Below are 14,544 nucleotides of genomic sequence, written 5' to 3'. Positions count from 1 at the left end.
AATGGAATGTAATAACATCACATGTTAGGCTGTAGTCCCCGATGTCACCGTGTCCGCCTACGTGCCTTCCCCTGCTCCTGTCGTGCAAATCCAGCGCCTGTCGGTCAGCTTCCCGGGCAAGACCGTACTTTCCGACCTTGACCTGACCCTCGAGCAGGGCAGCATCTACGCGCTGCTCGGCGGCAACGGCGCGGGCAAGTCGACCCTGCTGTCGGTGCTGCTGGGTTTCCTCCAGCCCAGTGCCGGCAGCGTGCGCGTGGCCGGCGTCACGCCGTGGTCGGATCCCGGGCGCGCCCGCGCGCAGCTGGCCTACCTGCCGGAAAACGTGGCGCTCTACGAACACCTCAGCGCCGTGGAGAACGTGGACTACCTGCTCGGCCTGAGCGGGCGCCGGCAGACGAATGCGGCCATCGCGGCGGCACTGGGCGATGCCGGGCTGCAGGAGTCGGCCTGGCATCAGCGCCTGGCCGGTTTTTCCAAGGGCATGCGGCAGAAGGTGGCCATTGCGATCGCCTTGATGCGGCAGGTGCCGTTGCTGCTGCTCGATGAACCCACCTCGGGCCTGGACCCGGGCGCCAGCGCCGATTTCCATGCCTTGCTGGCGCCGGTCCGGGCACGCGGCACCGCCGTGCTGATGGTGACCCACGACCTGCTCGGCGCGGTCGACATCGCCGACCGGATCGGGGTGCTGGAGCAGGGCCGCATCGTGCATGAGAGCGACCGCAACGGAATCGACCTGGCGACCCTGCATGCCCATTTCATCGGGCGGGACCGCCGCGCATGAGTGCCGTGCTTTCGGTGATGGGCAATGAACTGCGTGCGCTGCTGCGGCACCGCACGGCGCTGGCCGGGATCGTGCTGATGGCGCTGCTGACCCTCACCGCGACCGTGGTCTCGCTGCACCACATGGGCGCGGCCGCGCAGCAGCGCGCGCAGCACCAGGCCCAGGCCCAGGCCGCCTTCCAGGCGCAGCCGGACCGGCATCCGCACCGGGTGGTCCACTACGGCCACTTCGTCTACCGGCTGCCGGCCGCGCTGGCCGCGTTCGATCCGGGCGTGGATCCGTTCACCGGCAGCAGCATGTTCCTGGAAGGCCACCGGCAGAACACGGCCAACTTCGGCGATGTGATGCAGAGTTCGATCCTGGTCCGCTTCGGCCAGCTCACCCCGGCCTTCGTCCTGCAGGTGCTGGCGCCGCTGGTGCTGGTGTTCCTGGGGCATGGCCTGCTGGCCCAGGAGCGCGAGCGTGGCACACTGCGCCAGCTGCTGTTGCAGGGCGCCAGCGGCGGCGCCATCGTGGCCGGCAAGCTGGCCGCGCTGTGGGTGATCGCCGGCATTTTCCTGCTGCCGGCGGTGGTCGGGCTGGCCTGGCTGGCCGCGATCACTCCGGGCGCGATGCCGGTTGCCGCGGCGGTGATGGCAGGCTATGCGCTGTACTTGGCGGTGTGGTGCACGCTGATCGCCGGCGTGTCGGCGCTGTTGCCGCGGCGACGCGATGCGTTGTTGGCGTTGATCGGCGGCTGGGCGCTGATGGCCCTGCTGGTGCCGCGGGTGGCCCCGGACCTGGCCTATGCGGCCTTCCCGCTACCGGACCGCCTGCACACTGAAGTGGGCATCGCCCGCGATCTGCGCGCCCTGGGCGACAGCCATGATCCGGCCGACCCGTACTTCGCCAGCTTCCGCCAGCGCGTGCTGGACCAGTACGGGGTCACCCGGGTGGAGGACCTGCCGGTCAACTACAAGGGGCTGCTGGCGCTGGAAGGCGAGCGCCTGACCTCGACCCTGTTCAATCGCTACGCCGCGCGCAGCGCGGACATCCAGTACCGGCAGAACGCGCTGGTGGCCGGATTTGCGCTGCTCAGTCCGGTGGTGGCCATCCGCCAGCTGTCGATGGCCGCGGCGGCCACCGACCTGCAGGCGCACCTCCGCTTCCTGGACCAGGCCGAACAGCACCGCTACCGCATCGTGCAGCAGCTCAACCAGATGCAGGCCGACGGCGTGAGCTATGCCGACGACACCGCCAAGGACGCCGGCGCCGACCAGCGCAAGCGCGTGGACCGGGCGCAGTGGCAGCAGATTCCCGCGTTTGCGTATACGCCACGGCCCAGCGCGGCGGTGCTGCAGGCGCTGCTGCCGGCACTGGCGATCCTGCTGGGCTGGCTGCTGGCCGCCGGGCTGGGGCTGGGCTGGGCCACGCGCCGGCTGGGGGTGTCGCGATGAACCGCTGGTCGTACGAACTGCGCCTGCTGCTGCGTTCCCGAGCCGCCGTCGCCGGTCTGGTACTGCTGGCGCTGCTGGCCATCGCCAGCCTGGTGTCGGGGCTGCAGCGCATCGACAGCCAGCGCCAGGCCATCGCCGCCATCGCCGCGGTACAGGCCGAGGACATGGCCGCGGTGACCGCCGCCCATGGCGATGCCACCGATGCCGGGGGGGCGGCCTACTACAGCTTCCATCCCACCTGGAATCCGCCGTCGCCGTTGGCCTTCGCCGCGGTGGGCATGCGCGATGTGGCGCCCTTCATGCTGCGCGTGCGCGCCCTCGGGCTGGAGGCGCAGATCCACGACGGCGACAGCTTCAATCCCGAGCTGGCCCTGGCCGGGCGCTTCGACTTCGCGTTCCTGTTGACCTTCCTGTTGCCGTTGTTCGTGATCGCGCTGCTGCATGACCTGCGCTCGGCGGAAACCGAGTCCGGCCGCGAGCGCATGCTGCGCAGCCTGCCGCTGCATGTAGGACGGCTGTACCTGCGCCGGGTGGCGGTGCGCGCGGCGGCGCTGTGGCTGTGCGTGGGCGTACCGTTCACGGCGGTGGCGCTGCTGCAGGGCGTGCCGTTGCTGCCGCTGGCTGGCGTGCTGGCGCTCGCCGCGGCCTACCTGCTGTTCTGGGTGGCGTTGTGCCTGCTGGTGGCCTGGCGCGGCTGGAACTCCGGGGTCAACGCGGCCACGCTGGCCTCGCTGTGGGTGGTGATCGCGCTGGTCGCCCCGGCTCTGGCCAACGTCGCTATCGAACGCGCCATCCCGGTGGAGCAGGGCGCGGCGATCGCCCGCGCCCAGCGCGAGGCGGTAAACCATGCCTGGGATATCCCGCGCGAGGACACGATGCGGCGCTTCTACGCCCGCTATCCGCAATGGCGCGATTCAGCGCCGCTGGGCGACGGGTTCCACTACAAGTGGTACCTGGCCTTCCACCAGAACGGCGACGACGCCGTGGCGCTGCTGGCCGCGGCCTACCGCCACGGTATCCAGCGCCGCAGCGCGGCGGCGGCGACCGTGGGCCGGGTATTGCCGCCGGTGGGCCTGCAGGTCGCGCTGACGCGCCTGGCCGGTACCGACATGCAGGCCCACCTGGACTACCAGCAGCGGATCGGCCGCTACCACGCCCGACTGCGCCACTACTACTACGGCTATCTGTTCACCGACCGGCCGTTCCACCAGCGCGACTACGGCACCGCGCCGGCGTTCGATCCGGACCGCTGACCGCCCTCCCGGTCGCTCCTCCTTCCGCACCTACTGAATGCCCTCCATGAAAAGCCATGCCCTGGCCGCGGCCATCGCCGCCACCCTGCTTGCCCCCGATACGCATGCCCAGTCGTCCGACTCCGCCCTGACCCTGGGCAAGGTCGATGTGCACCAGCACGGCGAGGGCCAGCTCACCGCGCACCAGGTGCTTACCTCGGTGGACGTGCTCGGCGCCGACCAGATCGAGGGCAGCAATGTGTCGCATAGCTGGGAACTGCTGGGCAGGATGCCCGGCATCCAGCTTACCGAGACCCGCCAGGGCGCCGAGTCGGGCAAGCTCAGTTTCCGCGGCTTCAACGGCGAGGGCTACCTCAATGCGATCAAGACGTTGATCGACGGCATTCCCAGCAACGTCAACAGCGGCAACCAGCGTTTCATCGACATGCTGTTTCCGCTGGAGATCAGCTACATCGAAGTGGTCCGGGGCACCAACGACCCGCGCTACGGCCTGCACAACATCGGCGGCAACGTCAATTTCGGCACGCGCCAGGGCGGCAACTACACCGACGGCCGGCTGTCCTACGGCAGCTACAACAGCCGCGATGCGCAGCTGGCGGTGGGCCGCGAGCGCGACGGGTTCGCGCAGAACTACTTCATCGGCAGCCAGGCCTCCGATGGCTACCGCGACCACGACCGCTCGCGCAAGTATGCGCTGGGCGGCAAGTGGTTCTACGGCAGCCTGGAGCAGGGCATGCGGATCGGCCTGACCGCGCGCGCCTACCATCATGAGGCCGATGAACCCGGCTTCATGACCGCCAGCGAACTGCGCGCCGACCGCCGCGGCAGCCAAGCGCGCAACGCCAACGATGGCGATGACCGCGACATGCGCCAGCTCGGCGCGCACCTGGACCTGCGGCTGGCCGACACCGTGCTGCTGGGCACCCGGCTGTACTACAACCGCTACCAGGACCAGCGCCAGGTCACCTTCAGCGACCTGCCCGGCGGCAACGCGCCGCGGCAGCGCCGGGTGTGGGATGAAACCCAGGCCGGCATGCTCGCCACGTTGACCTGGCAGGCCAGCGACAGCCTCACCGTGGAAGGCGGGGTCAACTACGAACAGCAGGACAACGGCTATGTCCGCGAGCGTTTCAGCTACGCCATCCCCACCGATTTCAGTGCCGCCCCGGCACGCGTGCAGAACAACGACCGGCACAGCGTCGACAACTGGGGCGCCTACGTGCAGGCCATCTACCAGCCGGTCGCGGCGCTGAAGATCGTGCCGGCCTACCGCGTGGACCGCTTCGACGGCACCACCCGCCTGCCTGGCGGCATCACCGGGCCGCTGCAGGACTACGGCAGCATCGGCCAGCCCAAGCTCAGCGTGGTGTATGCGCTGGGCGCGCAGACCAATGTGTATGCCAACTGGGGCCGCACCTTCCAGGTACTGACCGGCTCCACCGCGCCGGCCTACCTCACTCCCGGCCAGGCACCGATGCCGCCGTCGACCAACACCGGCATGGAAGTGGGTCTGAAGTTCAGCCCGCTGCCCGGCAGCCAGGCGCGCCTGGCGGTGTGGCAGCAGGACGCGGAGAACGAGGTGTCCAACATGCCGGCCACCGGCACCACGGTGACCCTGGGCAAGACCCGCCGCCGCGGCGTGGATGCGCAGTTCAACGCGCAGCTGGGCGACAAGTGGACGCTATGGGCCTCCCACGCCTACCAGGAAGCGAAGATCGCGCGCGATGGCCGCGACGGCGCGCTGTCGCTGCAGGGCCGCGAGGTGGCCGCCGTGCCGCGCCATATCAGCACCCTGGGCGTGGATTACCAGGCCACGCCGTCGCTGCAGCTGGGCCTGCAGGGCAGGGCGCAGGGCGACTATTACCTGGAGGAACGCAACGTGGCCGGCAAGTACGGCGGTTTCGCCGTGCTCGACCTGAGCGCCCGCTACCAGATCACCCCGGCCTGGAGCGTGGACCTGCAGGTCAAGAACGCCACCGGCCGCCAGTACGCCTACGCGTGGTACGACAGCTTCTTCTGGGAACAGGCGCAGCCGATGTTCTCGCCGGCCGCCGGCCGTGCGGTCTTCGTTGGCCTGAACATGAAACTGTGATGCGGCCGGCGCCTCATGCCGGCGGCGGGCTGGGCCAGGCCAGGTGAACCTGGTGCACGCCGCCGTCGTCGACCAGCGGCACGTGCAGCTCCGCCCGGGTGGCGCCATCGAGCGTCAGCCTGGCAGGGCCCGTACCGACCTGTTCCACCTGGATGATGTACAGGCTTGAGCCGAACCGGTAGCGCAGCGTGTACTGCGGCCACTGCGGCGGCAGGCAGGGCACGAATACCAGCCGGTCGCCATGGCGCTGCAGGCCAAGCAGCGATTCGGTCAGCAGCCGGTACATCCAGCCGGCCGAGCCGGTATACCAGGTCCAGCCGCCGCGCCCGACATGCGGCGCCACGGCGTAGACATCGGCGGCCAGCACATAGGGCTCCACCTTGTAGACCGCCACCGCGGCGGCATCGCCTGCGTGATGGATGGGGTTGATCATGCGTGCCAGCTCCCAGGCCGTTGCCGCATCGCCCTGCTGGGCGAACGCCATCGCCGCCCAGACTGCGGCATGGGTGTACTGCCCGCCGTTCTCGCGCACGCCGGGCACGTAGCCGCGGATGTAGCCGGGGTCGTGCGGTGTCCTGTCGAAGGGCGGATCGAGCAGCTTCACGATGCCTGCCTGGCGGTTCACCAGGTGCGTGGACAGCGATGCCATCGCGGTGGCGGCACGCGCGGGGTCGGCGGCGCCGGACAACAGGGACCAGCTCTGCGAGATCGAATCGATCCTGCATTCATCGCTGTGGGTCGATCCCAACGGGGTGCCATCGTCGAACCAGGCGCGGCGATACCATTGCCCATCCCAGGCGTGCGCTTCCAGGTTGGCGCGCAGGCGCTGCGCCTGTTCGCTGCAGTAGCCGGCAAATTCGGGGTCGCCGTGCGCGCGTGCAACTGCCACGAAACGCTGCAGGGCATCGAACAGGAAGAAGCCCAGCCACACGCTTTCACCGCGCCCGTCGCGCCCGACCAGGTTCATCCCGTCGTTCCAGTCGCCGGCGCCGATCAGCGGCAATCCACGCGCACCGAGCAGGGTGCACCCCCGCCGCAACGCAAGCACGCAGTGCTGGTACAGCGATTGCTGGTCGTGGGAGACCACGGGAAGATCGTAGTAGGACTCTTCGCCGGGGTTCAGTGCGCGCCCTTCGATGAAGCGCACCTGCTCATCCAGTACGCCGGTATCGCCGGTGACCTGCACGTAGCGGCAGGTGGCCAATGGCAACCAGAGGAAGTCGTCCGAACAACGCGTGCGCACGCCACGTCCCTGCGGCGGGTGCCACCAATGCAGCACGTCGCCTTCGGGGAACTGCTGGGCCGCGCACCGCAGCAGGTGCGCGCGGCCCAGGGCGGGGGCGGCATGGACGGTGGCCATGGTGTCCTGCAGCTGGTCGCGGAAGCCGAACGCGCCGCCGGACTGGTAGTAGCCGCTGCGGGCCATGTAACGGCAGGCTAGGGTCTGGTACATCAGCCAGCCGTTGACCAGCACATCGACGCTGGGGTCCGGGGTCTGTACCTGGACCACGTCCAGCAGCCCGTGCCAGTGGGCGGCAAGCTCCATCAGCGCATCGCGGGCGCATTGCCCGCCCTGTACGCTGCGGGCCAGCTGCAGGGCCTGCTCGGCGTCCTTGCCCATGCCCAGCCGGAACACCACTTCCTGCGCCTGTCCATCGGCCAGCAACAGCGGGGCCTGGATGGCCGCGCACGGGTCCAGGCCCACGCCGAGCTGGCCGGACAGATGCTGGCGGTGCAGTGCCGCCGGATCGGCCATGCTGCCGTTGCGGCCGAGGAATTCGCTGCGGCTGGCGGTGTAGCTGCAGCCATTGGCATCGGTATCGAAGAACGCGACGCGGCCCTGGAACTCGGTGTTGTAGGGGTTGCGGGCGGTGAGTACGCCGCTGGCGGCGTCGCGCTCGCAGACGATGTGCATCTGCGAGGTGGCGTGGATGCCACCCAGCACCCACTCCACATAGCCGGTCGCCGACAGCCGACGGGGCCGGCCGGACAGGTTGCGCAGCTTCAGTACCGAGTATTTGACTGCGTCGGTGACGGCGACATACACCCACAGTTCCGAGGCGATGCCGTCTTCCTCATGCTCGTACACGCTGTAGCCGAATCCGTGACGGATGCGGTAGGCGCCGCGCCCCCGGCAGGGCAGTGGGGTGGGCGACCATACGTGCCCGCTGTCTTCATCGCGCAGGTAGAACGCTTCGCCCCCGCTGTCGCTGACCGGGTCGTTGTGCCACGGCGTCAGCCGGAACTCGTGCGCGTTCTCGAACCACGTGTAGCCGACCATGCTTTCGCTTACCACGCTGCCCATCAGTGCATTGGCCAGCACGTTGGACCACGGCGCCGGCGTCGGCCGGCCTTCGTGCAGGGTGATCACGTACTCGCGGCCGTCGGCGGTGAAGCCGCCCGTGCCGTTGTCGTGGAGCAGTGCGCTGTCGGTTTCCAGCGCAGGGCCGGGCAGCGGCACGGCCTGGGCATCGCGCGCCTGCGCTGGTGCATCCAGCGCCGGCAAGGGGGCGTGGCGGTCGCGGTCTGCTGCGTCGGCCTCCACCAGCAGGGCCGGTGGGGTGCGCACCGGCGGTTCGTGGCGGCCGACCTGGGTGGCCAGCGTGCCCTGCTGGTCGTTGATGATCACCCGCGCCACCGACTGCAGCAGGATGCGGTCCTCCTGCGGCATCTGGTAGCCGGGTCGCACGAAGATGCCGCCGGGCCGATCCAGTACGTTGGCTTCCGGATCGGCCGAGATCATTCCCAGGATCCGATCGTGCAGCTGCTGGCGGTAGCCCGGCTGGCTTTCGTTCCAGATCACCAGGTCCGCGCGCAGGCCCTTGAGGCGCCAGTAGGCATGCGCCTGCACCATCTGCCGGACCAGTTCGATGTTGTCGGTATCGGCGATCTGCAGCAGCACGATCGGCAGGTCGCCGGAGATGCCGTGGCCCCACAGCCCGGACTGGCCGCGCTGGTTCTGCAGCAGCACCTGCGGGTCGGCGCGCAGCAGCGGATGGGTGTAGACGATCAGCCCGGCCAGCCGCTCGTAGAGCTGCGCATCGGTCTGCGAGGCATCGATCTGGCGGCGCACCACCTGGCTGTGCGTCCAGGCCAGGTCGAAGACCCGGTCGGCCAGCCGGCGGTCGCGGTACTTGTCCACCAGCGCCACGCAGGCCTGGCGGTCCGCGCCGACGCCCTGCACCATGTCGATCAACGCGGTCTGTCCCGGCGCCAGCTCGATACGGCACCGGATCGCCACCACCGGGTCCAGTACCGAGCCCTCGCTGTCGGACAGCGCCTGGTCCACGCTCAACGCATGCGGCGCGCGCGGCGTGCCGCCGCGGCCCAGGAAGCGCGCCCGGTCGGTTTCATAGGAGATCGCACTGATCTCGGCATCGTGCACCGCCACCAGATGGAACATCCACGGCGGTACTTCATCGTGCGAGCGCGGCCGGCGCGTGCACAGCAGCGCCTGCTTGTCGCGCACGATCTCGGACTGGACGAACAGATTGCTGAACGCAGGGTGCAGTTCGTCGGCGATCGCCGGCGCCAGCACCACTTCGGCATAGGTGGTGATCTCGATCATGCGGGTACGGCGGCTGCGGTTGCACAGGCGCAGTCGACGCAGTTCGATGTCGTCCTCGGCGGAGATGGCCACTTCCAGGTGCGTTTCGTAGCCATTCCTGCGGCCGCGGAACTCGGCCTTTGCGTCGGAGAATATGGCCTCGTACTGCTCCACCGGCACGCCGGTGGGCTGCAGCGCGGTCGACCAGAACTCGCCGCTGGCCACATCGCGCAGGTAGCAGAAGGTGCCCCAGTGATCGCGGGTGCCATCCTCGCGCCAGCGCGTGATCGAGATATCGCGATGCCGGCTGTAGCCGCCACCGGCGCTGGTCAGCAGGCTGTGATAGCGCCCGTTGGACAGCAGCTGTACCGCCGGCCGGGAGCTGCCCGGGTTCTGGAAGATGCGCAGCTGGGTTTCGGTATCGACCGTGGTGGCGTGTTCCTCGAGCGCCACGGCCTTGTGCGGATGGAAGATGCCAGCGCGCGGAATGCGCTCCTGCAACAGCAGCAAGGTGGCCTGGAACTCCACATCGGCCACGAAGCGGCGCTGCATCGGCTGCTCGTGGAGCAGATGCACCAGCGACAACAGGCCCATGCCCTGGTGGTGCGCCATGAACGAGCGCACCACCGCATAGGACTGCCCGTGCGGCACCCGCCCAGGGGTGTAGTCGATCGCCTCGTAGAAGCCGAAATCGCCCTGGAATCCCAGCGCGTCCAGCTGCTGCAGGTTGAGGCAGGCCTCTTCCGGCGCCACCATCAGCGCCATCATGCTGGCGTAGGGCGCGATCACCAGGTCCTGGCCGAGCCCGCGCTGCAGGCCAAGTCCCGGCACGCCGAACGCACGGTACTGGTAGTTCAGGCGTGCATCGACGGTGTTGTAGCCGGACTCGGAAATGCCCCACGGCACCTTGTGGTCGGCGCCATAGGCGATCTGCGCCTGCACGGCATGCCGGGCGGTCTCGTCCAGCAGCGTATCGGGATAGCTGGGCATCACCAGCTGCGGCATCAGGTACTCGAACATCGAGCCGCTCCAGGACAACAGCGTCGCGTTGCCGTTGACTTCGGTCAGCGGACGTCCCAGCGCGAACCAGTTTTCCTGCGGCAACTGCCCCTGGGAGATGCCGACGAAGCTGCTCAGGCGCGCTTCGGAGGCCAGCAGGTCGTACAGGCCCTCATCCAGGCGGTGCTCGTCCACGTTGTAGCCGATCGCCAGCAGGTGGCGCGCACGGTCGTAGAGGAATCCGTGCTCGATCAGCGAGAACTGGCCGGCGATATGCGCCAGCCGCTCGAGTTCGAGAATGCGCTCGCGCGCCCGCGCCCTGACCGGCGCGCTGGCGGCCTGGGCGGCCATCTGGCGCAGGGTGGGGATGGGGGCTTCGCGCGCGCCATCGCCGTTGCTGTCATGCGGCGATGCTGCCGTGGCAAAGAAGGCCAGCTCGGCCAGCGCCGACCGGCAGGTATCGGCCAGGGTGGACGGCCAATGCGGTGCCGCTTCGGTAGCGTCCACGGCCGCGGGCCAGGCCGCCACCAGGGCATCGGCATGCAGCGCCAATGCGGCCAGCGTGCGTTCGGCCTGGAGCAGCGTTGCAGGGGGATCGGCCAGGGCCTGTGCGAGCGTGGCGCGGACATCGCCCATTGCCGTGGACACCGACGGGTCCACGCGCCCGGCGGCCTGGCGCGCTTCTTCCAGCACGCCCAGGGTATCGGCCAGCCCGGTGAAGGTGCTGGGGCCCAGCACCGGGGCGTCGGCCAGCGCCAACAGCCCCTGGCGCAACGTCAACAGGTGGCCGACCAGGTTGCCGCTGTCGACCGTGGAGATATAGGCCGGGGGCAGCGGGCGCAGGGTTTGGGTGTCGTACCAGTTGTAGAAGTGGCCGCGGTGGCGCGGCAGGCCCTGGAGCGTATCGAATACCCGCCGGGTGCGCTCGATGACGCCACCGACCTGCAGATAGCCGAAATCCCAGGCCGACAGGTTGGCCAGCAGCGACAGGCCGATATTGGTCGGCGAGGTGCGCCGGGCCACGACCACGGCCGGATGCACCCGCGCTCGGCGCGGACATAGGTCTCGAAGAATGACCAGGTGCGTCGGGCCAGCCTGCCCAGGAAGGCCCGTTGCGCGTTGGACAGGTCGGCGGCACGGCGGGCCGGCGGGCGCCCCAGCCATGCCATGAGCACCGGCGAGCCCAGCCACAGCAGCACGAAGGGCGCCGCTACCCACAGCGAGGCCGGTTGCCGGGACGCCAGCAACACGGCCACCGCAACGGCGAACAGGGCCGTTGGCCACATGCTGCGGAACTCGGCCGCCACGCCCTGGCCGAGCACCCGCTCCACCTCGCTGGACGGGTTCCACTGCAGCAGGAATCGGCGCGTCACCCACTGCCGCCACAGCGTGCGCACGATCGCCGACAGGCTGAAGAAGGCTTCATAGGGCAGGCACGCCAGGTTGATCGCCGCGCGCAGCAACTGCTGCAACACCGACCGGCCGAGCTGCAGCAGGTAGGCCTTGGGCGGCATGTCGACCGGCATCGAAGACAGATCGCGCAGCGCAGGGATCAGCACCGGCAGCAGCCACAGGCTCATCAGCCAGGCCGACCACGCCAGCGGGTCGGGCGAATACAGCCAGCCCAGCACCAGCAGGGTGGTGGTCGTGGCCGGCACCAGGCTGCGCCGCAGGTTGTCCAGCAGCTTTCCGCGCGACAGCCATGACAGCGGGTTGCGCTCGTAGCGCCCGTCCTGGCGCGGCACCCACGGCAACAACCACGGCAGCAGTTGCCAGTCGCCGCGTATCCAGCGGTGGCGTCGCTTGACGTCCACGGCATAGCGGCTGGGGTAGTCCTCGAACAGGCGCACGTCGCTGATCAGCCCGGCCCGCGCGTAGCAGCCTTCGAGCAGATCGTGGCTGAGGATGCGGTTGTCCGGGAAGCGCCCGGCCAATGCGCGTTCAAAGGCGTCCACGTCATAGATGCCCTTGCCGACGAAGGAGCCCTCGCCGAACAGGTCCTGGTACACGTCCGACACGGTACGCGTATAGGGGTCGATGCCGGCCTCGCTGCCGAACATGCGCGCGTAGCGCGAACTGCGCCGGCCACCCAGGCGGGTACCCACGCTGGGTTGCAGGATGCCGTAGCCGCGAACCACGCGGCCCTGCGCGGCATCGAAGTGCGCTGCGTTGAGCGGGTGGGCCAGGGTGCCGATCAGTTCACGGGCGGCATCGCGGGGCAGCTGGGTATCGGTGTCCAGGGTGATCACGTAACGCACCTGCGCCAGCGCCTCGATCCTACCGGTGGTCTGCTGGAAATCGCTGCTGATCCCATCGCGCAGCAGCCGGTTCAGCGCCGCCAGCTTGCCACGCTTGCGCTCGTGCCCGATCCAGCGCCGTTCGCCGGCGTTCCACTGGCGTGGCCGGTGCAGCAGGAAGAACAGGTCATCGCCGCCACCTTCGGCGGTGCGCGCCAGTCCATAGCGGTGATTGAGCTGTTCGATCCCGTGTACCGCGCGCTCGAGCAGCGCCGCGTCGGTGGGCAAGGTGGCTTGGTCGGCATCGAGGAAGTCGGTCAACAGCGCAAAGTGCAGGTGCGGGTCGCGATTGGCCAGGAAGCGCACTTCCAGCCCTTCGACCAGGTTGTCCACATCGGGCAGGCTGCCCAGCATGCAGGGCACCACCACCAGGGTGCGCGCGGCCGGCGGGATCCCCTTGGAGAAATCCATCCGCGGCCGGCGCTGCGGCGATACCAGCACGGTGGCGGCCCAGTTGACCAGCGCGATCCCCATTTCGCTGAACGAGACCACCGCCAACAGCACCACTACGGCCAGCAGCACGCCCTGCAATGACGGCGCCGCGGCGACCAGGCCCCAGCTGAACACGGCGACGATCGCGGCGATCGGCAGCAGGTAGGCAGGCAGCGGGATACGCTGGCGCGACAGCCGGACCGGCCTGGCTGCAGGGGCGGCCGCGCGCAACGCGGCCTGCAACTGCACCACGCCGTCGTCCACCAGGTAGAACCCCACGTGGGCCTGGAATGCCGCCGGGTCGACAGCGGCCGCCGCCTGCGCCAGGCCCAGCGCCGTGGCGGCGACGGTCTCCTCGCCGATGCCGGCCTGTCGCGCGATCTTCTCCACCACGTGCCGATAGCTGTCGCGCGTGCTGAAATCCATCAACGGATAGGTCCAACACGGGTCCTGGCGCAGGCGATGTTCGACCACGCTCATGCTCTCGACGAATTCCCGCCAGTCCATGGTGGCCAGGAAGCGCAGACTGCCGATGCTGTTGCTGATCGAGACCTGGTCTGCCGCCTGCTGCTGGCTTTCCTGCTGCACCAGTTCCTCGACGCGGTGGCCTTCGGCCGCGGCCCACTGCTCCAGCCAGGTGATCGGCATCGAGAAGGCACCACCGCGGCCCTGCAGCCCCCGGGCCAGTTCGGAAACGAAGGCTCCCGACAGCGGTGGCCCCGAGCGGGCCAGGTCGGCGACCAGCAGCACGACATCCTTGGGACTGTCGGCGGCGGCGCGGTTGAGCTGGCCCGCCCACCGGCCCGCCAGCCGGCGGTCGGCGCCATCGTGCATCAGCCGCACCGCCATGCGCCGCAGGTTGTCGATCAGCGCCAGCCGCAGCATGATCGGAATCGCCCACAACTCGCCCAGTTTCAGCGGCGTGATGGCCTGGTAGGCGGCGATGAAGCGGCTGATGGTTTCCCCATCGACGCGGCCGTCGCCGTGCGCGATGGCCTCCAGGGAAAGATCGTAGACCCGGGGCAGCCCGGCGGAGCGGCCCTGCGCCAGGGACGGAAGCTGGCGGCTATAGCCTTCCGGCAGATGCCGCCGCGCGGTATGGATCTGCTCTTCGACAAGATAGTAGTTGTCCAGCAGCCATTCGCCTGCGGGGGTGATGCGCATTTCATCGCGCACCATGGCGGTGAGCTGGCCGAACACATCATCCAGCAGGCCTTCGTTTTCCGCCAGCCGGCCGAGCAGGCGTTCCTGGCCCGGCCGCAGGTGCACGGCGTGTTCGCCGGCCAGCGCACGGCCATGCATTTCCATCTGCTCGACATTGAACAGTGCCGCGCGCAGCGGTGCTTCGACCAAGACCGACGGCTTGATGGCCGTGTTCCAACGCGATGAACGTCGGCGCTGGCGTAGCCAGTGCCTGACAACCCTCAGGACCTGAAGCATGGACAATCCTGTTGGGTGCGATGACGAGCGCGCAAGAGCAATGCTTATACCACCCGGGTCGGACCTGGGATGTGAGCAGGGGGATCGCTCGACCACGACACAGCCTTCCAGGGCATCGGCGATTGCCGGATGACGATCGGCATTGACGAAGGTCTGCCCGCACTCCGGAATCCGCCGCCGACAGCCCGCAGGATTGAGCGCGGACCTCATGGCGGGACCGGCGGGGTGCCGCGCTGCATCTTGACAATTCTCTTATTGGGACGT

6 protein-coding genes are annotated in these 14,544 nt (G+C 69.0%); 4 read left to right on the top strand and 2 right to left on the bottom strand.

Features of this window, described 5'->3' with window-relative positions; all coding sequences use genetic code 11:
* Window positions 1–49: 49 nt before the first annotated feature.
* Genes AC3ITM_RS10110 through AC3ITM_RS10095 form a run of 4 tightly spaced genes read left to right on the top strand, consistent with a single transcriptional unit; the run spans window position 50 to window position 5,565 of the window.
* Window positions 50–784: an ABC transporter ATP-binding protein gene (locus AC3ITM_RS10110; protein WP_489264702.1), complete on the top strand. Its 735-nt coding sequence runs from the start codon at window positions 50–52 to the stop codon at window positions 782–784.
* Window positions 781–2,220: an ABC transporter permease gene (locus AC3ITM_RS10105; protein WP_489264700.1), complete on the top strand. Its 1,440-nt coding sequence runs from the start codon at window positions 781–783 to the stop codon at window positions 2,218–2,220. Before AC3ITM_RS10110 ends, AC3ITM_RS10105 begins: the two co-directional genes overlap by 4 nt.
* A complete protein-coding gene (locus AC3ITM_RS10100; RefSeq protein ID WP_489264698.1) occupies window positions 2,217–3,473 on the top strand; it encodes a DUF3526 domain-containing protein in 1,257 nt (418 codons plus the stop codon). The genes AC3ITM_RS10105 and AC3ITM_RS10100 overlap by 4 nt, the downstream gene beginning before the upstream one ends.
* 46 nt (window positions 3,474–3,519) lie before the next feature.
* Complete coding sequence (locus tag AC3ITM_RS10095; protein ID WP_489264697.1) at window positions 3,520–5,565, top strand: TonB-dependent receptor; 2,046 nt, start codon at window positions 3,520–3,522, stop codon at window positions 5,563–5,565.
* Between the two features lie 13 nt (window positions 5,566–5,578).
* Here AC3ITM_RS10095 and AC3ITM_RS10090 read toward each other — a convergent pair whose 3' ends face one another.
* Window positions 5,579–10,462, bottom strand: a complete 4,884-nt coding sequence (locus AC3ITM_RS10090) for a glycoside hydrolase family 94 protein (RefSeq protein ID WP_489270078.1) — start codon at window positions 10,460–10,462, stop codon at window positions 5,579–5,581.
* A 425-nt stretch (window positions 10,463–10,887) separates the two neighbouring features.
* Complete coding sequence (locus AC3ITM_RS10085) at window positions 10,888–14,193, bottom strand: hypothetical protein (protein ID WP_489264696.1); 3,306 nt, start codon at window positions 14,191–14,193, stop codon at window positions 10,888–10,890.
* Between the last annotated feature and the right edge of the window lie 351 nt (window positions 14,194–14,544).

This window comes from Stenotrophomonas sp. KH_029, assembly GCF_057839765.1.
The sequence above is the reverse complement of the archived record's forward strand: the minus strand, read 5'-3'. Positions and strand labels throughout refer to the sequence as shown.

Excerpts from the sequence above, each read along its gene's own strand:
- AC3ITM_RS10105 (WP_489264700.1), top strand. The coding sequence starts at position 781 with ATGAGTGCCGTGCTTTCGGTGATGGGCAATGAACTGCGTGCGCTGCTG.
- AC3ITM_RS10100 (WP_489264698.1), top strand. The coding sequence starts at position 2,217 with ATGAACCGCTGGTCGTACGAACTGCGCCTGCTGCTGCGTTCCCGAGCC.
- AC3ITM_RS10095 (WP_489264697.1), top strand. The coding sequence starts at position 3,520 with ATGAAAAGCCATGCCCTGGCCGCGGCCATCGCCGCCACCCTGCTTGCC.
- AC3ITM_RS10090 (WP_489270078.1), bottom strand. The coding sequence starts at position 10,462 with ATGGCCGCCCAGGCCGCCAGCGCGCCGGTCAGGGCGCGGGCGCGCGAG.